At 63.4% G+C, this 22,268-nt stretch carries 26 protein-coding genes and 2 pseudogenes; 15 read left to right on the forward strand and 13 right to left on the reverse strand.

Annotated features, from left to right (window positions below; all coding sequences use genetic code 11):
• Window positions 1–95: 95 nt before the first annotated feature.
• From C722_RS0100850 to C722_RS0100885, 8 genes are all read right to left on the reverse strand, one after another.
• Window positions 96–803, reverse strand: coding sequence for a nucleotidyl transferase AbiEii/AbiGii toxin family protein (locus C722_RS0100850; protein ID WP_007162844.1), 708 nt, complete (start codon window positions 801–803; stop codon window positions 96–98).
• Window positions 800–1,444: a hypothetical protein gene (locus C722_RS0100855; protein WP_007162843.1), complete on the reverse strand. Its 645-nt coding sequence runs from the start codon at window positions 1,442–1,444 to the stop codon at window positions 800–802. The genes C722_RS0100850 and C722_RS0100855 overlap by 4 nt, the downstream gene beginning before the upstream one ends.
• Before the next feature lie 480 nt (window positions 1,445–1,924).
• Entirely contained in the window at window positions 1,925–2,557 is a 633-nt protein-coding gene (locus tag C722_RS0100860) for an SOS response-associated peptidase (RefSeq protein WP_007162842.1), read from the reverse strand.
• Window positions 2,558–2,857: 300 nt separating this feature from the next.
• Window positions 2,858–3,274: a hypothetical protein gene (locus C722_RS0100865; RefSeq protein ID WP_007162841.1), complete on the reverse strand. Its 417-nt coding sequence runs from the start codon at window positions 3,272–3,274 to the stop codon at window positions 2,858–2,860.
• Window positions 3,275–3,281: 7 nt separating this feature from the next.
• On the reverse strand, window positions 3,282–4,010 hold the full coding sequence (locus C722_RS0100870) for a hypothetical protein (protein WP_231893055.1): 729 nt from the start codon (window positions 4,008–4,010) through the stop codon (window positions 3,282–3,284).
• 111 nt (window positions 4,011–4,121) lie between these two features.
• Window positions 4,122–4,364, reverse strand: coding sequence for a DUF1654 domain-containing protein (locus tag C722_RS0100875; protein ID WP_231893056.1), 243 nt, complete (start codon window positions 4,362–4,364; stop codon window positions 4,122–4,124).
• A gap of 299 nt (window positions 4,365–4,663) precedes the next feature.
• Complete coding sequence (locus C722_RS26390; protein ID WP_169887012.1) at window positions 4,664–5,026, reverse strand: hypothetical protein; 363 nt, start codon at window positions 5,024–5,026, stop codon at window positions 4,664–4,666.
• Window positions 5,027–5,218: 192 nt separating this feature from the next.
• Window positions 5,219–6,181: a LysR family transcriptional regulator gene (locus C722_RS0100885; RefSeq protein ID WP_007162837.1), complete on the reverse strand. Its 963-nt coding sequence runs from the start codon at window positions 6,179–6,181 to the stop codon at window positions 5,219–5,221.
• Between the two features lie 190 nt (window positions 6,182–6,371).
• On the opposite strand from C722_RS0100885, the pseudogene C722_RS24435 reads away from it, so the two are divergent.
• The 11 genes and pseudogenes from C722_RS24435 (at window position 6,372) to C722_RS0100945 (ending at window position 15,858) form a co-directional block, all read left to right on the forward strand.
• A pseudogene (locus tag C722_RS24435) lies at window positions 6,372–7,668 on the forward strand (MFS transporter).
• Window positions 7,669–7,701: 33 nt separating this feature from the next.
• Complete coding sequence (locus C722_RS0100895) at window positions 7,702–8,457, forward strand: class II aldolase/adducin family protein (protein WP_007162835.1); 756 nt, start codon at window positions 7,702–7,704, stop codon at window positions 8,455–8,457.
• On the forward strand, window positions 8,454–9,383 hold the full coding sequence (locus tag C722_RS0100900) for a glyoxylate/hydroxypyruvate reductase A (RefSeq protein WP_007162834.1): 930 nt from the start codon (window positions 8,454–8,456) through the stop codon (window positions 9,381–9,383). The genes C722_RS0100895 and C722_RS0100900 overlap by 4 nt, the downstream gene beginning before the upstream one ends.
• A gap of 27 nt (window positions 9,384–9,410) precedes the next feature.
• Complete coding sequence (locus C722_RS0100905; RefSeq protein WP_007162833.1) at window positions 9,411–10,634, forward strand: Zn-dependent hydrolase; 1,224 nt, start codon at window positions 9,411–9,413, stop codon at window positions 10,632–10,634.
• A gap of 180 nt (window positions 10,635–10,814) precedes the next feature.
• Entirely contained in the window at window positions 10,815–12,080 is a 1,266-nt protein-coding gene (locus tag C722_RS0100910; RefSeq protein ID WP_017638709.1) for an MFS transporter, read from the forward strand.
• Between the two features lie 41 nt (window positions 12,081–12,121).
• Complete coding sequence (locus tag C722_RS0100915; RefSeq protein WP_007162831.1) at window positions 12,122–12,499, forward strand: RidA family protein; 378 nt, start codon at window positions 12,122–12,124, stop codon at window positions 12,497–12,499.
• Window positions 12,496–13,140 carry an RraA family protein gene (locus C722_RS0100920; protein WP_007162830.1) on the forward strand — a complete coding sequence of 215 codons (645 nt, stop codon included), beginning with the start codon at window positions 12,496–12,498 and terminating at the stop codon, window positions 13,138–13,140. Before C722_RS0100915 ends, C722_RS0100920 begins: the two co-directional genes overlap by 4 nt.
• Before the next feature lie 715 nt (window positions 13,141–13,855).
• Window positions 13,856–14,458: pseudogene (locus C722_RS0100930) on the forward strand (DNA cytosine methyltransferase); the annotation flags it as partial.
• A gap of 173 nt (window positions 14,459–14,631) precedes the next feature.
• On the forward strand, window positions 14,632–14,886 hold the full coding sequence (locus C722_RS0100935; RefSeq protein WP_017638710.1) for a hypothetical protein: 255 nt from the start codon (window positions 14,632–14,634) through the stop codon (window positions 14,884–14,886).
• Window positions 14,876–15,133, forward strand: a complete 258-nt coding sequence (locus tag C722_RS0100940; RefSeq protein WP_178121687.1) for a hypothetical protein — start codon at window positions 14,876–14,878, stop codon at window positions 15,131–15,133. The genes C722_RS0100935 and C722_RS0100940 overlap by 11 nt, the downstream gene beginning before the upstream one ends.
• Window positions 15,134–15,294: 161 nt before the next feature.
• Window positions 15,295–15,858, forward strand: coding sequence for a hypothetical protein (locus C722_RS0100945; protein ID WP_007162819.1), 564 nt, complete (start codon window positions 15,295–15,297; stop codon window positions 15,856–15,858).
• A gap of 128 nt (window positions 15,859–15,986) precedes the next feature.
• Here the strand turns inward: C722_RS0100945 and C722_RS25390 are convergent, their stop codons facing one another.
• The 3 genes from C722_RS25390 to C722_RS0100960 form a co-directional block, all read right to left on the reverse strand.
• Window positions 15,987–16,628: a DUF6012 family protein gene (locus C722_RS25390; RefSeq protein ID WP_017638711.1), complete on the reverse strand. Its 642-nt coding sequence runs from the start codon at window positions 16,626–16,628 to the stop codon at window positions 15,987–15,989.
• Window positions 16,629–16,654: 26 nt separating this feature from the next.
• Complete coding sequence (locus C722_RS24445; RefSeq protein ID WP_017638712.1) at window positions 16,655–16,972, reverse strand: hypothetical protein; 318 nt, start codon at window positions 16,970–16,972, stop codon at window positions 16,655–16,657.
• 435 nt (window positions 16,973–17,407) lie between these two features.
• Window positions 17,408–18,001, reverse strand: coding sequence for a hypothetical protein (locus C722_RS0100960; protein WP_017638713.1), 594 nt, complete (start codon window positions 17,999–18,001; stop codon window positions 17,408–17,410).
• 181 nt (window positions 18,002–18,182) lie between these two features.
• Between C722_RS0100960 and sppA the strand changes: the two genes are divergently transcribed.
• The 4 genes from sppA to C722_RS0100985 all read left to right on the forward strand — a co-directional run bounded on the left by sppA (window position 18,183) and on the right by C722_RS0100985 (window position 21,650).
• On the forward strand, window positions 18,183–19,127 hold the full coding sequence (gene sppA / locus C722_RS0100965) for a signal peptide peptidase SppA (RefSeq protein ID WP_017638714.1): 945 nt from the start codon (window positions 18,183–18,185) through the stop codon (window positions 19,125–19,127).
• A 5-nt stretch (window positions 19,128–19,132) separates the two neighbouring features.
• On the forward strand, window positions 19,133–19,720 hold the full coding sequence (locus C722_RS0100970) for an HNH endonuclease (RefSeq protein ID WP_007162817.1): 588 nt from the start codon (window positions 19,133–19,135) through the stop codon (window positions 19,718–19,720).
• Between the two features lie 244 nt (window positions 19,721–19,964).
• Window positions 19,965–20,126 carry a hypothetical protein gene (locus C722_RS26055; protein WP_017638716.1) on the forward strand — a complete coding sequence of 54 codons (162 nt, stop codon included), beginning with the start codon at window positions 19,965–19,967 and terminating at the stop codon, window positions 20,124–20,126.
• 330 nt (window positions 20,127–20,456) lie between these two features.
• Window positions 20,457–21,650 carry an ATP-binding protein gene (locus tag C722_RS0100985; RefSeq protein ID WP_026083557.1) on the forward strand — a complete coding sequence of 398 codons (1,194 nt, stop codon included), beginning with the start codon at window positions 20,457–20,459 and terminating at the stop codon, window positions 21,648–21,650.
• Window positions 21,651–21,695: 45 nt separating this feature from the next.
• Here the strand turns inward: C722_RS0100985 and C722_RS0100990 are convergent, their stop codons facing one another.
• Both C722_RS0100990 and C722_RS26060 read right to left on the reverse strand, forming a co-directional pair.
• A complete protein-coding gene (locus C722_RS0100990) occupies window positions 21,696–22,037 on the reverse strand; it encodes a hypothetical protein (protein ID WP_007162815.1) in 342 nt (113 codons plus the stop codon).
• Between the two features lie 6 nt (window positions 22,038–22,043).
• Window positions 22,044–22,223 (reverse strand): hypothetical protein, encoded by a 180-nt coding sequence (locus C722_RS26060; protein WP_039976421.1) that lies wholly within the window; start codon window positions 22,221–22,223, stop codon window positions 22,044–22,046.
• Between the last annotated feature and the right edge of the window lie 45 nt (window positions 22,224–22,268).

The following is a 22,268-nucleotide window of genomic DNA, read 5'->3' on the forward strand; positions in this document are numbered from 1 at the left end:
TACCGCCATTACGCCATATTCTGTATACCCTACCGCAGCAGCATCGTTATTGCTGCTGCGCCCTACGCCTTGGCGGCTCTGCCACGTAACGTGCATCAGCCGACTTCCCCGATCAAGGCTCGCATACGCTCGTACAGCAATCTTTCACGCTCGGGATCGTTTCTGGTTTGGTCGCTGATGGCCTCTGGAAATTGGGGGCAGTCGCTGAATAAAAGGCCGATCTCGGCAGCAATGTAATTTCGAACATCGTCACCTGCCTCTTGGATCTCATCCAAAAGCTCTTCGCGGCCCTCAATAAGATTAAAGATGTCTTCTAGGTCCCGGTTGGCGACCGGCTTTCCATTTCCCCTGCCCTTCCATGCTTCGAGTTTGGTCGCGATGAAGTACACCGGATTGACCAGTTTGATTGAAGTGTGCTCGTCCAATCGGTATCGACTTGAGCTCTTGATCGCATCTTGGTACCAGCGATTCGTAAATCCCAGTGAGTCGTCGGCCGGCATAAAATCAACGCGGAGGTCGCCAAGCATCATCGTGCAAATTGGAACGTTTTGCTTCGCAAGGTGGGGCGTCCTAAACCCAGACGCTCGCAGGCGGTTCTGTAGCTCTAAATATTTAATCGCTCCCATTACGGGTACGATCAAGTCGACGTCATCCGTAGCCCGCACTTGATCGCGAATGAACTCGTCTGTGAGCAGTAGACCGGTTGTACACCCTCCTACGAACGTCATGTCTTCGCACAAATCAGGCCCTAGAGCGTGCGCCACCTTGCATATCATCTCTTTCAAAATCGGAAAGACGTTCATGTCATCTCCAGGCGTTCGCGCAGAAGCTCAATAGCCAAATTTCGCTCCCGTGGTTGGCCAACACGAATGGAATCCACTAGCGCCAACAACGCGTACATCTCTGGATCCTTTCGAGCTGCTAGCACTGCGGTCTTGAAGAGTGGTTCAACTTTCATTCCCATCGTTTTCCCTCGGGCATATGGCCACACCGGGATATGTTCACCGCTGCTGATCAGTGAGCGCGAAAGGACAGGAGCGGCGAATCCGGTCGCAATGCCTCTGGTCAGTTCGCCGTACCGAGCTGGAAAGACGAACCGCAGTCCATAGACGAGAAACTCTAATAGAGCCTGGGTGTTGACCCGGGGAAGCTGAGAGCGCACATCCACCCTAGCTAGGCCGATCTCTACGCAATGCTTCAGAGCCAGGGCGATCTGTGATTTGCTGATCCCGGTCTGTTCCTCCAACGCGCGTGCGGTGTAGTAGGAGGCGCCTGGTGACATATCGTCGAGATCGAAATCCGGTTGATACGAGAAGGCGGCATCTTCCTCATTATGGTGCCAGTCGCGCCAATCGTGTGGCCACGTCGCTACAACCTTGTCTCTCGCCTCGTGTTTTTGCAGACATACGAGTCTGAGCATCACGCCTACGTCTTGACCTTTCATTTTTTGCTCGCTCTACTTGTCCCAAGTCCTAGGACACGGGACAATAAGAACAGCAAATTACCTGTTGCGCAAGCGCGCGAGGTCGGCGAGGTTGGGAATAATTGGCCTGCAGCGCGCTTTTAGATACTTAGAGCGGGCGTGAAAAGCTGGCTCGCACGCGTGCCGCAGAAGACCAGTTCTAGGCTACACGCTGGGCGACACCGGTAACGGCCGGTCTGGGTTAGGCGAGGGTCGGTCCCCCGCTTCCACCATCTTCTGCTACCAGCGGCTCGCCAACGCCGTTGTACAGCGCCGCGTCAGCCTCGCGCGCACGTTGCATGCGGATGACCTCGGCCCCGGTGCAACTGTAACGCCGCCAGTACCGCCGTGCTTCGCATCAATCTACCAGCAGGAGCGGAAAGCCGGTCCGCTGAGCGGCCGCAAGTAGGCTATCCAAGAAGGTATTCCAATCGAAGCAGCGGCGGTCGACCCAGCCCTTACCTAAGTGGCGCGCAGGCGATCTGAGGGATATTGACGAAGGAACTCGCTCGCTGCTTCGGCTGGCGCCTGCAGCCATTCCTTGATCGAGCCATTCGGCAGTATCGCCAACATCCGCTTCTCATCTTCAGGCCGATGGTAGTTCTTCATGAAGGGGTGATCGTCAGCGTTGACGGTCAGCATGGTGAAGCTGAAGCGCCCCTTGCCATCTGGATCGCTCCATTCCTCCCACAGCCCAGCGATCGCCATCAGGCCGCCGTCGGCACGCTCGATCCGCGTGGGCACAGCCTTCCCGCTGCGCCAGTCGGGCTCATAGATCGCTGCTGCAGGGATGATGCAGTGCTGGACCCTCTTCCAGGCGGTGCGAAAGGAGTTCTTTGTGGCAGCCGTTTCGGAGCGGCAGTTGTAGGTGCTGCGCCCGAGCTTTCTGCCCTTTGCCCAACCAGGCAGCAAGCCGAACTGGCCTACCGATATGTCGTACTCCGGTGCGCCGTCATCCTGCGCCTCGGCTGGGTTCAGCCGAACGAAGGGTCCCATGTAGAGGGGCCAGAGCTCGCCTTGGTATTGCTCGTCGACGGAAGCGCCGAATGCGCTTTTCAACCGCGCCGGCGTCGGCGCCTCATAGTGACTGCACATGCCCTGTCGCCTCCGGGAAATCTAACCTGGTGCAGCCGCCTTGTTGGCCGCGCCACCTTGTTTGACCCGTTGGCCACGCTGCGTTCCAGATGGGCTGCTGCCACCTTATCGGTCAAGGAGCCGCAAGCACCCCCGCCTCCCAGCCGCAGGCTCAGCGCCAGGGACAGGTGAGTGGGTCCACCCACCATGGGATTCGAGCATGATCATCAGCAGATATCTGAGTTCCACCGATAGCATCGCGGTCCTCTGAAGCGGGGCAATAGCTAAGCTGCTCCCCAATTCTCCGGGCGAAATGTGGCCCTACTTCACCAGATCCAAGATCTCAGGTCCTGAAATTGGAATGCCAGCAGGGACGCTCACGAAATCGCTGATTCGGCCCAAGAATGCAGCGGCGTCGTCTGTGTTCGAGAGGGGGCGGCCGAAGAGCAATACGTTCGCCGGGTAGCCATTCTGATCCCAGTCGATCGAGAGGCGCTCCAGCTGGTACAGCACACCGTTGCGGAGCCGCTGAACAATCCCGTCTTTCTCGTACCCAGCCTGCCCCAGCGCGTGCTCGCAAATAAAGCGCCTGATCGCAGAGCTCTTGAACAACGCGTCAATCTGCGCCTCAGGTGAAGCGTTGCGCACCTGCTCCCAGACTTCCGGCTCCGCCATCATGAGCACGCTCATCAGCTCGGTGCGCAGCCGCGCGATGTAGCTGTTCAGCCGGTGGGACATTGGGACCTCAGATCTGTTGTCGCTGGTATACGGTGATCGCTAGCAGACCGGACCGGTCCAGCGCGGGCCTCGTCACGAGCTGCCAGCCCGCCATGCTGCCAAGGTACCGCACGCCGTCTTGGTTACCTGCGTGGCGATGCTGCTTATGCCGAAGTACCTCGGCAGGGAGCGTCACTTCGCGATTCAGGTCACGGACCACCCGCGCCAGCCGCGGGAAGACGTTCTCCGGCTTGCACTCACCCTTCGTCTCGTCCAGGTACTCGACCAGGGTGTGATGGGTCAGATAGATCTTGCCGAATACCGGGTTCTCTACCGACGGTTGCGGAGGGGGCGTTCCGTCCCACTTAACGCAGAAGGCCTGGTGATCCCCACGGGTCCAGGGCTTGTTCTTCTCGACGCTGATACCGCTGAGGCCGAAGAACTGGGTGCGCAGCGCGTTCGACGTCTCGTAGAGCTCGCCCTTGGAGCTGTCTGAGAGCAACAGGCGCTTCACCGCACCGCGTGACACCACAAGCTTCAGGTTTCCGCAGTTACGCTGGTGCCCGGCCAGCTCGAATTGCACCAGGGCGCACCACAAGCCGTAGAGCTCGATGAAGTCGAGCACGTTGTCGCCGAGGTCTCGGCTCAGGTGGACCTCGATCCGGCGGAAAAAGCGGTCGTCACCATTGAACAGGACGCTGTAGACGCCTGGCGCGTCCGTGGCCGCGGTGCTCACTTTGCAAACTTTATAGGTCATCGTTTGGATCTCGGCAGGTAACTGGAACCTAGTCTCCATGCCTTTCGAAAATTGCAAACGCCGATTCTAGCGCGGTTGTGGGTCGAACCTTCCAGTGCGTCATACGATCACTCAGAAGTCGTCGTAGCTGACCTTCCAGAACAGGTCGACGCTACCGTCATCGCGGTGGGCAATGATGACGCCCTCCATCTCGCTGATCGCCTCGAGCAGCTGGTCCCAGTCCTGATCTCTCGCGTCGCGTCGTTCAACGTGGACGTGCTTTTCTCGGACGCCAGGCGCGCTCATGACTTGCCTATGAACCCTAGCGGCAAGCTGGTCATAGGGCGTCAATGCCGGCGGTGGGGTGCGGGCCATCTCCACAGGTCCCATGGGGATGTTCTTTTATACAGTATTAAACCGGCCGGCCTGCTGGCAACCGGTGCGTGCCTGGCGAGACGAAAGGCATCTGCGTTGATCGCGAGGCAAAAAAAAGGGTCAGCGTGCGCTGACCCTTTCAGGGTGTTCGGTCTGACCGAACAAGGTGTTGATGATGAGCTGAGCCAAAGGCCGGTACCCAGACTCAAGCGCGACGCTTCCGGAACCTGGCGTTCCTGGCGCTCACCATCAGGGGTGTCACTGCCAAGCGCTCGCCCATCGCGGCCATATCGCTCCGGCTAGAGCTCGCGGGGTGACACTCCGAGGCAGCGCGCGATGAGCGACTGCAGGCCGACATGCGGCAAACGGCCGAGGCTATCGAAGACCTTCCGCGTCACACTGGCATGATGGGCAAGGTGCTCGAGGACGAACTGCCGCTGCTGCAGCCTTGCCTTGATCCAACGAAGCCGGCCTGGCTCAGTGCGAGGACATTCCTGCAAAGGCTGCGGGCGCGTCTCCCATTGGGCGACATGCTTCCCGAAGCCTTCCATACCGGCCTGTGCTGCTGTGGCGCCGCTCAGCTGTTCGAGCAGCGCATCGAAGGCCTGCTGTGCGACCTCCGACCACGGTACGCCATAACGCTCCGGGAAGAGCGCTTCCACCGTCACCTGAAGCGTCTCGGCTTTAGCCGCTTCTTCCGCAGGTACGCGTAATATTTTCTCGTTAATGATCCGGACGTTCCGTTTGGCACTTTTAGTAGGCTGCTATGGCAATTCCCTAGAAGCCGCGGTTTGGACTTTAAAAGGGCAATCCAAGGCGCTGCTTCTCGTCAACACGGGTTTATCAGCGGTCCGTTACGTCGGATCAGCCAAGGCCGCGAGTCCTTCGAGAAAGGCCAATTCCGCCGAACTCATCTTTTGCTCGCGGTTCCAGAGCACATGGATGTCGGCGTCGATCACGCCGTCATCCGGAGGCAGGCGCCAGAGCACGCCACGAGCCACATCGTCGGCGGCGAGGTGCTCGGGCAGGCAGCCGATCCCGAAACCGGCACATACCAGCCGGCGCACCTCGTCGACGCTGGAGGAAGACGCCACTACCCGTCCTTCCAGGCCCTGCTGATCACGAAAAATCGCCAGCGGGGAAAGATTGCCGCCGATCTGGTCACTGGTGAAGCTGACGAAGGACTCCCCACGCAGGTCGTCCACCGTCAGCCCCTTCACACCGAAATGGCGATGTGGACGACCGCAGAAGAAGGCGTAACGCTGCGGCACCAGGCGCCGCTGCTCCAGCCTGGGCGGCACACGGCGGCACAGTCCCAGCCCCAAGGTGGCGGTCCTTTGTTGCAGGGCGCTGAGGATGTCCGCGCTGCGCAAGACCTCCACCTCGATTTCCACGCGTGGAAAACGCCGGTGGAATTCCGCGAGATAGCCATCGTAGGCGGATGACTCGACACGGCTGACGCTGAGCAAGCGGACCTTGCCCACTACGCTATCGCGCTCTTCGCCCAGGGCCGCACCGATCCGCGAGACGTTGCCATAGATGTCAGCGGCGATCCGCAGGACTTCCTCACCGGTCCCGGTCAGGTCGAAGCGCTGGCCCCGGCGCAAGATCAGGGTGGCGCCGAGTTGTTCCTCGAGCCGCTTGAGCGCCTGGCTGACCGCCGACTGGGTAATGTACAGCCGCGCCGCCGCTTTGCTGATACTGCCCTCCTGGCCAATGAACAGGAAGGTACGCAACAGGCTCCAGTCCAGCCGATCATTGAGCACGCGCCGGGGATCGCTGTGGATGGCCTGTCGCTGATCAAATATCTCTCCCATATTAGATCCTCTAATACCAGACATTAAAACTAGAAAATTGACTAATTCTAGGTCTGGCGCGATAACGATGGGAAGCGCCCCAGAGCGCTACCGTGATCTGCCTTGCCAACCATACCTGCCTAGAAACTGCTCGCCGGGCCACGTGCCGTCGCCGGTTTCGTATAACGATTTCAACAACAGGGCCTCTCGTATGTCTCGTTCGCCGCAATCCCGCCGTGCCGCCGCGTCCGCCTTTTTCGGCACAACCATCGAGTTCTACGACTTTTACATTTACGCCACGGCGGCCGCACTAGTATTGGGTCCGCTGTTCTTTCCCAGCCACAATCCGGCACTGAGTACTCTGGCCGCCTTCGGCACCTTCGCCGTGGGCTTCGTCGCCCGGCCACTGGCCGGCATGGTCTTCGGTCATCTGGGCGATCGCCTGGGCCGCAAGCGGATGCTGTTGTTCACCATGACGCTGATGGGCCTAGCTACTGCTGCCATCGGTCTTCTCCCCACCTACGCCAGCGCCGGAATCTGGGCACCCATCGCGTTGGTCGCCCTGCGTTTCATCCAGGGCATCTCAGTGGGCGGCGAGTGGGGCGGCGCGGTGCTGATGGCCAGCGAGCACGCTCCTGCCGGACGCAAGACATTCTTTGCCTCCTTCGCCCAGCTCGGCAGCCCCGCAGGGCTGTTGCTGGCGCTGATCGCCTTTCGCCTGGTCAGTTCGCTGGACCCGGCTGACTTTCATAGCTGGGGCTGGCGCCTACCGTTCGTGGCCAGTGGCGTGCTGATGTGTGTGGGCCTGCTGATTCGCTGCGGGGTCGAGGAGTCTCCCGAGTTCGCGGCGCTAGAACGCGCCGGGCGCAAGGTGGACAAGCCGGTCGCCCAGGTGATCCGCCGCTGCTGGCGGCAGATCCTCTGTGGCGCCGCCGCCGTCACTATCGGCTCGGCCGGCTTCTTCTTCACCAATACTTTCATGATTTCCTACGTCACCCAGTACCAGGGCATCGCTCGCACCACCATCTTGGACTGCCTGTTCTTGGTGACGATCTGCCAGTTCCTTACCCAGCCGCTCGCCGCTCTATGGGCGGAGCGGATCGGCACCGCCCGCTTCCTGCGCGCGGTGGCCCTGGCCTGCATCGCCGTGCCCTATCCGATGTTCCTGCTGGTGCAGACCGGCAACCTGGTGGCGATGACCGCTGGCATCGCCCTGGCCGTGGTCACCCTGTCGGCGCTCTATGCGGTGATCGCCGGATACCTGGCGGAAGCCTTTCCCGCCGAGCTGCGCTACTCCGGAATCTCGCTGGCCTACCAACTGATCTGCGCCATGGCCGGCGGCACCACCCCTTTGATCGGCACCCTGCTGGCGCAGCAATACGCCGGGCAGTGGCTGCCGCTGGCGTTGTTCTTCAGCGCCCTGTGCCTTGTCGTTGATCGGCGTAATCGGCCTGGCCCGTCTGCGCGACGAGACCAGACGGCCGGCTACGCTGCCGCGCGTGGCCTGAGCAGGCTCGCCTTTGTCTAGCCCTGGAGTGACCATGAACAAGCCTTCCACCATGACCGATGCCGAATGGACCGCCCGCTGCGAACTCGCAGCGCTGTACCGGCTGGTCGCCCATTTCCGCATGACCGATCTGATCGACACCCACATCACCCTGCGCCTGCCCGGTCCGCAACATCACTTCCTGATCAATCGCTATGGCGTGCTGTTCGATCACATGAAGGCCTCCGATCTGGTGCTGATCAACGAGCATGGCGAGGTGGTCGACGAACACTTCGGCCCGCGCCGGGTGAATGCGGCAGGCTTCGTCATCCATTCGGCGATCCACCTGGCGCGCCCTGACATGGCCTGTGTGATCCATACTCACACCGCCGCCGGTATGGCGGTGGCAGCCCAGGAGCAGGGCCTGCTGCCCATCAGCCAGCATGCCCTGAAGTTCTACGGCAAGCTGGCTTACCACACCTACGAAGGCATCGCCCTGTCGCTGGACGAACGCGAGCGGTTGATCGCCGACCTAGGACCGCACAAGGCGATGATCCTGCGCAACCATGGCCTGCTGGCGGGTGGCAGCAGCGTGGCGGAGGCCTTCCATCAGATCCACTTCCTCGAACGTGCCTGCCAGGCGCAGATCCAGGCGCTGGCTGGCGGCACCCCGCTGGTCTATCCCAGCGAGACGGTGCGGCACCTGGTGGCGCAACAGTTTGAGCGCGACGAGTCCGCCGAGATCGTCTGCCTCACCTGGACGGCGGCGCTGAGTCTGATCGCCCATCAGCGCGAGGACTACTGCGCATGACTACCGTCGTCCTGCTCACTAGAGACGCCGACCTCATCGGTGAATTGCAGGCCGCCTTCGCCGCCCATGCCCCGCAGCTCACGGTGGTGACGCAAGACGATGCCCGCGCGAGCACGGCGACTGTCGCCGCCTGTTGGTTTCCCCCCGTCGGCAGTCTCGCCGCGCTCCCACGGCTCCAACTGGTGCATTCGGTGGCCGCGGGCGTCGAGCACCTCGTCGCCGCCGGCCCCTATCCGGCACTGCCGGTCTGCCGTGTGGTGGATCCGGCGCATCGCCAGGGCATGCTCGAATACATGCGCTGGGCGGTCCTGCACTACCAGCGCGGTTTCGATCAGGTGCTCGCGCACCAGCCCAGCCAGACCTGGCGCCGCCCACCCCAGGTGCCGGCCGGCGACTACCGCGTCGGAGTGATGGGCCTGGGCTCCCTGGGCGCGGCCGTGGCCGAGGATCTGGCCGACGCCGGCTATGCCGTGCGCGGTTGGGCACGCACGCCCAAGTACCTGCGCGGCGTAGATTGCCAGGCCGGCGACGCCGCGCTGTCCCGTTTTCTCGACGGTCTCGATCTGCTAATCAACCTGCTGCCGCTGACCCCGGCCACCGCCGGCATCCTGGGCCACGCCACCTTCACCCGGCTGGCGCGCGGCGCGGTGATCGTCAACGGCGGCCGTGGCGGTCATCTCGACGCCCAGGCGCTGGCCACGGCGCTTAGCGAAGGCCAAGTACGCGCCGCGCTGCTGGATGTGTTCACCCACGAACCCTTGCCCGCCACCGACCCGCTCTGGCACCTGCCGGGCGTGACCGTCACCCCGCACATGGCCTCGGCCGCGTCCTACCCTTGCATCGCCACCCAGGTCGCCGAGAACACCCGGCGCCTGGCCGCGGGCGAGCCCCTGCTGCACACCGTCGATCCCGCGCTCGGCTACTAGGTCGCGCGCCCTGAAAGGAGATTTTTCATGCTCGAAGTCAACGGCGAACGCCTCTGGAATAGCCTGATGGAGATGGCCGCGATCGGCGCCACCGCCGGCGGCGGCAATAGCCGCCTGGCGCTCACCGAGGAAGATCGCCAAGGCCGGGCGCTGTTCGTCGCCTGGTGCGAAGCCGCCGGCCTGAGCGTGCAGCGCGACGCCATCGGCAATCTCTTCGCCCGTCGCCAAGGCCGCGACGCCGACGCGGCGCCAGTGGTGATGGGCAGCCACCTGGACACCCAGCCCAAGGGCGGTCGCTTCGACGGCATCTTTGGCGTGCTCGCCGCCCTGGAGGTGATCCGCCGTCTGAACGAGGAAAACCTCGAGACCCGCCTGCCGTTAGAAATCGCCGTCTGGACCAACGAGGAAGGCGCGCGCTTCACCCCGGCCATGCTCGGCTCGGCGGTATTCACCGGGGCGCTGCCGCTGGCGCGCGCCCTGGCCACCGAGGATCGCCAGGGCGTCAGCATCGCCCAGGCCCTGGCCAGCACTGGCGAAGCCGGCGAGCGAGCCTTGCAGCGGCCGCTGGCCGCCTACTTCGAGGCGCACATCGAGCAGGGGCCGGTGCTGGAAGCCGCTGGCCTGCCAATCGGCGTAGTCACTGGGGGTCAGGCCATCTGCTGGCTCGACGTGCGCGTCGGCGGCACCCCGGCCCACGCCGGCACCACGCCCATGGCGATGCGCAAGGACGCCCTGTTCGGCGTCGGCGAAATGCTCGCGGCGCTGGAAACTCTGGCCTCTGAGTTCGCCCCCGCCGGGCTGGTCACGGTCGGACAGGTGGACATCGCCCAATCCTCGCGCAACACCATCGCCGGCCAAGTGGACTGGACCCTGGACCTGCGCCATCCCGACGACGCCCAGTTGGCCGCCTTGGAAGTCGCCGCCCGCGAACGGCTGGCCGCCATCGCCACCCGTCGCGGGCTGACGCTCGCCATCGAGCGCCACTGGCTGAGTCCAGCCACGCCCTTCGCCGCCGACTGCGTGCAGGCGGTGCGCGACGCCGTGCAGGGGTTGGGCTATGGACACCAAGAGATCATCAGCGGCGCCGGCCACGACGCCATCCATCTGGCCCGTCATTGCCCAACCAGCATGATCTTCATCCCCTGCCGCGACGGCCTCAGCCACAACGAAGCCGAGTGGGCCGAGCCCTTCCACATCGCCCAGGGCGCCGCCGTGCTGCTCAATGCCGTCCTGGCGCAAGCGGGGCACTGATCCCGCGCCAATAAACAACACCCTCCGCCCCGGCCACGGGCGCGGCCTGGCGTGGTGCCTGGCGCCACGCCCTTGCCTCCTGCCAAGACAACAACGCCAACCCCTATGCCCGGAGGATTCACCGTGACCACCACCACGCTTAGCTCCAGCCAGAGCCTGCCCGCGCAGGCCCCCACAGACATGAAGCGCGTCGCCGTCGCCAGCGTCATCGGGACCACCATCGAATGGTATGACCTGTTCGTCTTCGCCACGGCCTCGGCCTTGGTCTTCAACAAAATCTTCTTTCCCGGCTTCGACCCGTTGGTCGGCACCCTGCTGGCCTTTGGCACCTTCGCCTCGGCCTATGGCGCGCGCATCATCGGCGCGGCGCTGTTCGGCCACTTCGGCGATCGCCTGGGACGCAAATCCATGCTGCTGGTGTCGCTGCTGCTGATGGGGGGCGCCACCTTTCTCATCGGCCTGCTGCCCTCCTACGCCACCCTCGGCGTCTGGGCGCCGATCCTGCTGCTGACCTTGCGTATCATCCAGGGCCTGGCACTGGGTGGCGAATGGGGCGGCGCGGTGCTGATGGCGGTGGAGCACGCACCCGCGCGACAACGCGGCCTATACGGCTCCTGGGTACAGATCGGCGTACCAGCCGGTACCCTGATCGCCAACCTGGTGTTCCTGCTCATCGCCAGCGGGCTGTCCGACGAGCAATTGCTAAACTGGGGCTGGCGCCTGCCGTTCCTGGCCAGTGCGCTGTTGATCGTGGTCGGCCTGTACATCCGCCTCAACATCACCGAAACGCCCGCCTTCGAACGCCAGGCCACCCAGCACGAGGTGTCGCGCATCCCGCTGCTCGAAGTGCTGCGCAACCACGGCTGGCAGGTGCTGCTGGGCGGCGTCGCCACCCTGTCCACCGGCACCGCCTTCAACATTATCGTCGCCTTCGGCCTCACCTACGGCACCCAGACCCTGGGCTTCACCCGTAGCGCCATGCTCGCCATCGTGCTGCTCTCCTGCCTGCTCTGCATCGCCCTGTTGCCGCTGTTCGGCGCGCTGTCCGACCGCATCGGCCGCAAGCCGGTGATCGTCGCTGGCATCTTGGGCGAGGCCCTGGTGGCGCTGCCGCTGTTCTGGCTGATGGACACCCACGTCTGGAGCCTGGCCCTGCTCGGCTACTGCCTGCTGATGACCGCCTTCGCCGCCAACTATGGCCCCATCGCCACCTTCCTCGCCGAGCTGTTCGGCACCCGCGTACGCTATTCCGGGCTGTCGGTGGCCTACATGCTCTCCGGCCTGCTCGGCAGCGCCGCCACCCCCATCGTCACCACCGCCCTGCTCTCCGCCACGGGCAAGGGCTCTTCGGTCGCCTGGTACCTGATGGCCTCGGCCGGCGTGTCCCTGGTGGCCCTGCTCCTGCTCACCGAAACCTTCAAGCGCCCGCTCGACGCCCGCGCCTGATCCCCTACCTGGCCCGCCCCAAGTGGGCCCTTGGAGTCGCCATGCAACGCATCACTGCCGCCCTCGCCGGCCCGCAACCGGTCGGTCCCTACTCCCAGGCCGTCGTCACCGGCCATCTGGTGTTCACCGCCGGGCAGATCCCCGCCAACCCCCATGGACAGATCCCCGCCGACTTCAGCGACCAGGTGCGCCAGACACTGCGCAATCTCGGCGCCGTGCTCGAAGCCGCCGGTTCCGGCCTGGATCGCCTGGTCAAGGTCAACGCCTACCTCACCGATCCCGCCCAGCTCGAACCCTTCAACGCCGTCTACCGCGAACTGCTCGGGCACGCTCCGCCGGCCCGCACCACCGTGTGCGTGCAACTCTGGGGCGTGGCCCTCGAAATCGACTGCGTGGCCGCAGTGCGGGAGGCGCCATGAGCGACGTGGCCGCCCTGCTCGCCGACCTCGCCCAGGTCAGCTTTCCCACCCTCGGCCACGTACTCGAGGAGGGTTTCGCCGATCCGCTGCTACGCCAGCAAACTCCCGGCCGGCGCCTACTGGGCCGCGCCGCCACCCTGCAACTGGCCGATCACGATGCCTGCGCGGTCAACCACGCGCTGCTTCGCCTACAGCCTGGGGAGGTCCTGGTCATCGCCACCGGCGGCGACAGGCGCCATGCCTGCATCGGCCTGGTCACCGCCAGCGCGGCCCTAGTGGCGGGCGCCCATGGCCTGGTGGTTGACGGCCTGGTGACCGACAGCCGCGAACTTGTCGATCTCGGCCTGCCGGTGTTCGCCTACGGTACCAGCCTGTGTACAACCAAGCTGCGCGACCTTGGTACCAGCCGCTTTGGAGTCGAGATACACTGCGCTGGCGTCAAGGTCCGGCCGGGCGACCTAGTACTGGGCGACGACAACGGAGTGCTGTTCCTATCGCCCAGTGCCGACCTGGCCGCGACCGTTATCGCGGCGCTCGCGACGGACGCCGCCGAGCCGCAGTTGCTACAACGACTGCGTGACGGCAACCCCCTCGCCGAGGTGCTCGCCATCACCTGCTCCACCGTCGACACTAGCCACTAGGGCGTGTCTGAACAGTAGCCGAGCGAAGGTCAGGCAAGGTAATGATCTTTGAAGAAGCGGATCGGACTCGCGCTCGACCGGGCTCGAGAGCGGGTTTACGAATGATCAATGAGCATTCCGACGGCGCTACCTTGGCCGGACTGGCGATCCAGCTAATTTTAACGCAGCCTGACCTTCGCTCGGCGACTTTTCGTACAGACCCTAGAGCCTCGCTTAGTGCGCTTGTGACTTGCGTATTTCAAAAGGCAGACAGGGTAGGCATTTTCTTAAGCGAGTCGCCGACCATGTCCTCCCCTTTCACCTGGAATATCGCGTTCCACTCTGGCTTTCCTGCCGACAGCGACCTTCAAGCCGCACTCGACGTTGGGATAGCAGTTGGGGTCGTCGCCGATCAAGTGATGCTCAGGCAGCAGCTGCGGGCCCTACCTGACCACCTGGACAGGGCGGTAAAGTCTTCGTCGACTCCGGCACATTCACCGCATTTTGCCGGCAGCTAGCCATGGATTGGCCCTGGCTTCTCACGCTCTGGGTCGCCCGGTCGCCGTGGCCAAGAACCACTCTGCAAAAGCCATCAGCATGCACACCGCCAACCATCCGGCGGCTAGGCATTTCACCACAGATGTCTTCGAGGGCGACCCAGACACCGAGTGCGGCGGCCGCCGGGTGGGCTGGTTTCACATGTCGCCCGACTGCACCCACCACAGCCAGGCGGCCGGCGGCCACCCTCGCTCATCTGCGCGGTAATTGCGATGCCCGCTCCCTCGAGGAACCGCTGCACACCATCAGCGCCTCCGGCCAGCACCACGGCGCGGTCACCGCCTTCCTATCCCGGCAGTTCGGCGGCTCCGTTGGCCAACGCGTCGACGAGCCGGCACCGACCATCACCGCCGGCGGCGGGGGCAAGACCTCGGTAGTCGAGCTGCAGCTCTCGCCCGAGGTCGAAGCCGGTGGCCTGCGCGTCGCCGCATTCCTGATGAGCTACTACGGTGCGGACAACACGAGCCGGCCGGATGAGCCCTCCCCTACTGTCACCACGAAGGACCGCCTTGCGCTCGTCACCGTCACGATCCAAGGCATCCCCTACGTTGTGGTCGACATCGGCCTGCGCATGCTGCAGCCGCGAGAGTTGTACCGCGCCCAGGGCTTCCCCGACTCCTACCAGATCGAATTTGGCCACGACGGCAAGCCGTTCACCAAGTCCGAGCAGGTCCACATGTGCGGCAACAGCGTCTCACCGCCGCACATGGCGGCCATTGCCCGGGCCAACGACCCCTGGCGCGCCGCAGTGGCGACTCCGCGGCGAACAGCTGCGGCGTAGCGTCAAGTCACCGATCCGGCCGGTGGCAGCGCCGCCTGGCCGATCGGTGCAACACCCTTTGCTCAGGAGAAGAACGACGTGAACGACTCATTTCAAGGCGCAACGGTGGAGGCGGCGCAGCGCCGTCGCCGCTTAGTGATGAACACAGCCCAGAGCCCCCGGGCGGACCAGCCATGAGCGGCGCAACGATCTACGTGTCGGCCGAGGACCTGGATGCCTTGCAGGAAGCCGACGGTATTCTGTACGCGCTTTTCGAAGCCGCCGACGCTGAGGCGACCAGTCTAAAACTCGCGCGCGATGGCCTTCGCCGCGTGATCGGAAAAACGCAGAAGGCCGCACGTGCCGCCGGCGGCCGTCGTCTCGTTCAGACCGCACTACGCTACGCGGAAACCCTTAAAGGAGAAAATCGTGCCCCAGATGGACTATGAACCGTTTGCAGGAATCATCCAGCGGGCGCTCCAAGCACGCGGTACCGCGGAGGGTGATCTCGCCCGCGATCCGAGATATCTCGCGCCCGGCTATGTCGTCCGAATGTGCGCAGCGCTGGCCCGGGCCGCTGCTGAGTGCAGCGGGCGCGACGTGGCGCTCGACGAAGTTATCCGCCTGGAGCGCACCTGCACCGGTGCCGACTACCACCACAAGCTGGCACTGCGCTGCGCCCAGCTCGCCGGTTGAGCGTCGGCTGTGGTCCACGATCCCGCGGCGTAGAGAATTGCGCGTGCGGAGGAGCGCTCCTCGCTATTGAGGCCCCGCCGCAGGCGGTATTGGCGCTAGCGCGTCGATGAAGATGGGTTACGGTGGCCACTACCTAGACCTTCGCCTCACCGGAGTAGCGAATGAGCGCAAGCTGGATCCTCACCCAGTCTGGAAAGCAATTTGACCTGCTGGCGCCTGAAGCCGACATGGTGGTGATGGATGACATCGCCCATGCACTGGCGAACATCTGCAGATTCGCGGGTTACACCCAGACCCACTACAGCGTTGGCCAGCACAGCGTATTGGCCAGCCACCTGGTACCGCCGGCGGACGCGCTTCACGCGCTGCTGCATGATGCCGCCGAGGCCTACGTCGGCGACATGGTGAGTCCACTCAAGGACCTGCTGCCAGGCTTCAAGGCAATCGAGGCGCGGATCTGGATGGCCATCGCAGCGCGCTTCGAGATCGCTGCGCAGATGCCGGCCAGCATCAAGGAGGCAGACCTGGTGCTGATGGCAACCGAGCGCCGCGACCTGCTACCCCCAGGCCCCCCATGGCCGTCACTCGAGGGGATCCAGCCGCTTCCCAACCAGATAGTGCCCTGGGCGCCGGCCTTCACGCGGCTGGCATTCAAAAGACGCTTCAGGCAGCTGGTGCGGTCCAGTGGCAATTTCGCGCGGTTGCGCCAGGCGGCCGAGGCCTAGGCCACCTATGCACGGTGGCACGCTATAGGCGGTTTCGCCGTGTAAGAATCTTACAAAGGCGTAGCGGCAGCAGAGGTCCGGCCAGGCGGTATCCAGGGAGCGAAAGAATCTTTCGCCGGCTCTCTGGCCTAGTCCTCACCACCAGCAAGGGGATAGGGATCGATCCCTTGGTCAGCGGTATCGAGCGGACAGGCCACGACGTCCGCGAGGCGCGGCGCCCGATCACCCAGGGACTCGTTCAGCCGCTTGAACCAATCACCGCAGTCCAGCAGCGGGACCTGGAACGACTCCTCGCGCTCGAGCAGCAGCCCGTTGCTTCCTACTTGCTGGTTGACGACCTTGTCGCGGGGCGTCAGGCACGTCGCCTCCAGCCGCGGCTGCAAAAAGGTTGGGATCGAATCCTGGTACTCCATCGGCCGCTGCGGCCAGGTCGCCATCTTGTCTGAGACGACTTGGTAGGCGTCGGGCTCGCCCAGCAGCTCATAGTGCACGCGATGCACGATCAGCTGCTCCGCCGCTACCGCCCAGCGATACACCACGGTGAATGGCTGGGCCGGCCGGAGCGTATCGATCAGCAGACCTACCCGCGCCAGGCGGCCACGCTTGCTGCAGCCGATCGCCATGCGCTTGTTCGGCATCGGCCGGCGCGTGGCCAGGTCCACCCGATCACGCAGGAGCAGGCCGATGGAGTCGATCCGCAGGTCGATCAGTTGGACGTGCGGCCCCGAAACCGGACAGGTCAGGAACCGCGGTACCAGATGAATGAGCATTAGCGGCTGCCTCGTGCGTCGGGGTGCTAGCCGGCCGGCAGTTGGGAGCTCGTTCGCTTGAACAGCGGATCGGCGCCCTCAAAGACGTCATCCGGCGCTTCCGGCCACTCGCGGCGGATGGCGTCGAAGTCGCCTTCATTCCAGCACCGCAGGAAAGTCATGCCCTCGTCGGTCTCCAGCGCGAAAGCGATCGCGGCCGTGGATGCGTCAGGTGCCTGGTCGACTTTCTTCAACGCGTCGTCAATCGCGGCGGCATAGCCTTCACGGTAAGCGTCATCTGGATGGGCCTTGGTGGGGCCAGCCGTGGGGATCAGTGCACCGATCATGTTGTACAGGTCGAGCATGGGGCCGTCCTCGATAGAAGTGGTCCGTCCCAGATCAACGCGCTTTCCCACTTGGCAGCAAAGGCGTCGACCCGGGCGGTCGGCCTAGTGTGCAGCTGGCGCCCTTAGCGCAAGCGGCGATTCACGCCCTTCTTGGTAGGGGATTCGGGGGTTGCCCGAGATGCTGCATCGAGCTCGGCCTGGAGCTCACCAGGCGTGCCGGTGAGCTCTGCCAGGAGCTGCCGGGCCAACGCGTGCGCATCGTGATCCGCCGTCGGCGCCGACCGAGCGCGCGCTGGCCCATCGATTGTTGGGCCCAATGCCCGTGCACGAGGTTGAGTCATGTTCACCCTCCGAAACGTGGGCCGCTGACTGTCATTCCGGTAGCACGCGACGTCAAGAGGACATCTAGCCAGCCGCCGGCACCGGGCGCCTTCGACAGGCGCCGGGGGCGTATCAGGCCGGCGGCGTGTGCCGGCGCGAACGTTCCGCAGCCAGGAAGCCCTTCACCAGAACCGAGCCCCAGGTGTAGAGGGTCTGTCCAAACACCCCGTAGTAGAAGGCGAGTAGCCAGGGGCCCGGTGTAGGCGCGTCGAGCATACGTGCCAACCCGAAGGGGGCGCCGGCCAGGGATGCAATCAGCGCGAGGAAAAGAAGGTAGTCGCCCATCTGGCTGCCATGGCTCACCGGCGGAGCCACTGGCTCCGGGGCTTTAAAGGGAGTGGTGTCCCAGGTCTCGACCAGGCCCAGCGCGCTGCGGACGGCCGCCGGCGCCAGAGATACTTTCGGATCGACGTCCAACCGAAGCATCTGGATGCCGCGCATCTCGTCCCAACTCAATCCGTACCCTTCTGCAGCAAGCTGCTCCAGGGCGCTGATCAGCGCAGTATGGGTCGCCTTGCCATGCCACAGCCCGTCGCGGTGGTCGATCCAGATGCTCCTGGCACCTTGCGCCTGGGCGCAAGCCAGGCGGGCCTTGATGGCCTTGAGATAAATGGCCGGATCGACTGGCAGGGTGCGACCGCCCCTGTGCTCGAGCGCGTATTTCATGCCTGGAATCCCGACTGGAAGAAGGGATCAGTATCATCGCGCTACTACTCTCTGGGCTGGTGATTCACGCCCGTCCTGGGCGGGAACCGGGCCGGTACACGCCCTTTAGAGGGGCAAACTCGCGACTTTTTCGGCGTTGCTCTCGCGACACTGGCGGTCTGATACCCGCCACGAGGTTCCAATGTCCGAACACGACACCACGCTGCTTCCCGAACTCATCCGCGACCTCATCAAAGAGCGGCGCGCTTCCCGCCGGCTGAAGCTGCTCAAGTATTCCTTCTGGGGTACCGGCCTGCTGCTGATTGCAGGCGCGGTACTGGTCGAGCACCTGCAACTCGACGAGGTGGATGAAGCCAAGCAGATCACGGCCGTCATCCAGGTGCGGGGCGAGATCGCCGACGGCGCCGAGGCAAACGCCGCCGCGCTGAAGAAGGCCATCGGACGCGCGTTCGATGACGAGCGCGCCAAAGCCGTGGTTCTCAAGATCAACTCGCCCGGCGGCAGCCCGGTACAGGCCGGCCAGGTGTTCGACGAGATCAAGCGCCAGCGCGGCCTGCATCCGAAGGTGCCGGTCTACGCCGTCATCGAGGACCTGGGCGCCTCAGGTGCCTACTACATCGCCGCGGCCGCCGACGAGATCGTGGCCGATAAAGCCTCGCTGGTCGGCTCCATCGGCGTGACGGCGGCGTCGTTCGGCTTCGTCGACCTGATGAACCGCGTCGGGGTGGAACGCCGGGCCTACACCTCCGGCGCGCACAAGGCGTTCCTGGATCCGTTCCAGCCGAAAAACCCCGAAGAGACCGTCTTCTGGAATGACGTGCTCAAGCAGACACACCAGCAGTTCATCCAGTCGGTGAAGACCGGCCGCGGCGATCGCCTGAAGGATGCCGATCATCCGGAGCTGTTCTCCGGCCTGATCTGGACCGGCGAGCAGGCCAAGCAGCTGGGCCTGATCGATAAGCTGGGGGATGTCGACTATGTCGCCCGGGACCTGGTGGGCGCCACCAGCCAGGTCGACTTCACCGTCAAGGACAATGCCTTCGATCGCTTCGCGAAGCGCCTGGGCGCCTCCGCCGCGCAGCAGCTGTCGATGGCGCTCGGCTTCAGTGGCGTATCGCTCCGATGAGTCACATGGTGAAGATGTCCCCAATGCTGCTTCAGGCCTCTATCGCACCAGCGCTAGCCCCGGCAAATGAAGTACGTCTGGTTCAGGTATTCGATCCGATGGGCACTCAATACCCCAGCACCTCTTGGCAGCGTGCTGAAGAGCTGGTGCTCAGCAATCGAGCCGAATGGATGCCAGGTCGGGGCGAAGGCGAGCTTTCCGCACTCCAACTGACCTACGTACCGTTCATGATCGTTGCGCAGGTCGATCCTACCCAGGACCAGATGGGAGAAACGAAGTCGGCGAGGGCCCGTCGACATAACGTAGCCACACTGCGTAAACGCGATGGGGATCTGTGCTTCTACTGCCTGAATGAGATGACGCGCGAGGAAATGACGCGCGAGCATTTGCTCGCTTCACATACGGGCGGATCTGACCGCAATGAAAATCTTGTGCTCGCCCACGCGCGGTGCAACAAGGCGGTCGGGCATCTCCGCATTGCGGAGAAAGTCCGCGTACGAGAACGCAACCTCGCCCGCATTCTGCTCACTGCCGGCCCTGACTTTACCCATCGCCTTCTGCAGCAGCTGAAGATCATGCCGGTGGAGAACTGACGGGTACCCGGACGCGACAATCGAAGACGGCGTGATCGTCGACGGCGTGGAGAATCTGAATGGGCAATTCGAAATGCTTGCCCTGGCTAATGACCTAATCGTCCCCCCCATACAGATGCGCTACACCGCATTACAAGGCATGGCATGAGATCAGCAGCCCCAGGTAAATATCCCCTGGAAGGGGGCCTCTTAGGCGGCCAAGTTTCAAAGCGTGGCCGAATAACCCAAACAGGTAGCAAGCATAATGACGCTCGATGAAGCGATGGATGAGGAAAGAATGGTGACCCGTGAAGACGCGGAACGTGAATGCCGGAAGCACACGCTCGATCCGTCTGAAATGTTCGCAGAGCTGGGCGACCACCCCGAGTACAAAGCCTGCGATGTGCTTATCTGGCTCGGTTACTGAATCCAGGCAAAACGACTCATGGGCCGTGAACCTGCTGCATCGGCTCGTGAGCTTGATGCTAAAGGCGAGCCCGAGGACCTTGCCGCGCTACGTGTCGGTTAGTGGGCGGCGCTCCCTGGCTGCTCGCGTACTCGCGGCCGGCGACGGGAGATGGTGCAGACGATCGTGGGCCACCAGCACCTCAACCACTCAAAGCCTTATTTGACGGTAGATCTGGCGACGATTCGCCGGGCATTCGAGTTGGCTGTTCGAAGTCACTCACCTTGCAGCTTGTAGCGAATTTATGTAGATTTATCTAAATCCGATAAACCTCCAAAGGTTTGTATAGCTATGGACCCTATCAGTAATCCTTATTCTCCGGGGGCCGGCACGCCGCCACCCGAGTTGGCTGGCCGAGGTGAACTTCGTGAGCGCGTGAGGATTGGCATTGCAAGATTGCGCCGAGGAAACCCGGCCAAAAGCGTTTTGATGGTCGGGTTGCGCGGCGTGGGCAAGACCGTGTTGCTCGACCAAATGCGTACAGATGCCGAGGCCGCAGGGGTTCATACGATCCGTATCGAGGCACCTGAAGGTCGCTCCCTGCCAGCGCTGCTGGCCCCCCAATTGCGCCTCGCATTACTTCGGTTAAGCCGGGTTGAGGCAGCGAAAGACATGGCTCAGCGTGGCCTGCGCGCCTTGGCAGGCTTCGCCAAGGCCTTGAAGGTGACCTACAACGACATTGAGGTAGGGCTGGACTTCGACCCTGAGCCAGGCCTTGCCGACAACGGTGATCTCGAAAGCGATTTGGCTGCCTTGCTTGAGCAAGCAGGCTCAGCCGCTCGGCAAGGCGATACCGCGCTGGTCATCTTTATCGACGAACTTCAGTACGTGGGTGAAGGTGAGCTTGCCGCATTAATCTCTGCTCTCCATCGGTGCGCTCAGAGCCGGCTGCCAGTGACTGTGGTAGGTGCTGGCCTGCCTCAACTGCGCGGGCGAGCTGGTAACGCAAAGTCCTATGCAGAGCGGCTTTTCGACTACCCGGAAATTGGCCCGCTGAGCCAGGCTGAAGCGGCAATAGCTATCGTAAAGCCGGCTGATGACGAGGGTGTCAAGTTCGAAGCCGAGGCTGTGGGGCTTGTTGTGGATCAGACCAGGGGCTATCCCTATTTCCTTCAGGAGTGGGGTAAGCATGCGTGGGATGTGGCAGAGCAGAGCCCCATCACGAAGATGGACGTAGAGCGCGCCACTGGCGAGGCCGTAGCCGCTCTTGATGAGAGCTTCTTCCGGGTTCGTTTTGATCGGCTCACACCAGCTGAGAAAAAGTACCTCCGCGCCATGGCTGAGCTTGGTGCAGGGCCGCATAGGTCAGGGGATATTGCAGAAAAGCTCGGGCGACGTGTGACAGCCCTTGGGCCGACCCGCAATAGCCTGATTGCCAAAGGCATGATCTGGAGCCCTAACCATGGTGATACTGCGTTCACCGTGCCGCTCTTTGACGAGTTCATGAAGCGGATTATGCCGGGGGATGAGTGGGATGCCACGTGACACGAACCGCCTGGGCGGGCGTCCAGCAAGAGGCTGGCTGAAGGGCTAGGCACTGGGCCCTTTGGGTGAATCCGGCGAGCGATGGAATAGGAGCGCGAAAGGGCCAAAGAGGCAGAAGGCTGAAAGCAACATCCAGAAGGTGATGAACGACGCCTCGCCTCGTTCATAGCGCGGCGCTTCACTGCCAAGCGCGCCCTGGCCCCGCCACAGCAACAAGGCGCCCAACGCCAGGCCTATCGCCCACAGGGCCGGAGCGTAGTCCTGCCGGATATCTAGGTTGATGAGGAGCTTCCACAGCCACGAACCGGCGCTGCAGACGCTGGCTATCACGCAGAGCCACATCAGTGCATACATGACGTCGGCGCCGAAGGCAGGAACGATTTCCATGTTCCACTACCCCGCGAGCTTAGCCGTCAGCTCGTAGGAAACGAGCCAATCGCTAACCGCCTCACCGGCCTCGCCCACAATGCCGCTATCCAGCTGCTCACGCAGGCGGGCTGCAAGCTCGTCGACCGAGTCGCACCCCATGTCCTCGAGCTCGTCCGTCGTTACCTCAATGCGTACCTTCATCATTGGTCTCCTATAGGCCAGATGACCGTCATCCTCGCATAGCTCAGT

Origin of the sequence: Pseudomonas sp. 313, assembly GCF_000316965.1 — a bacterium.
In the GTDB taxonomy this organism is placed as follows: domain Bacteria; phylum Pseudomonadota; class Gammaproteobacteria; order Pseudomonadales; family Pseudomonadaceae; genus Chryseomonas; species Chryseomonas benzopyrenica.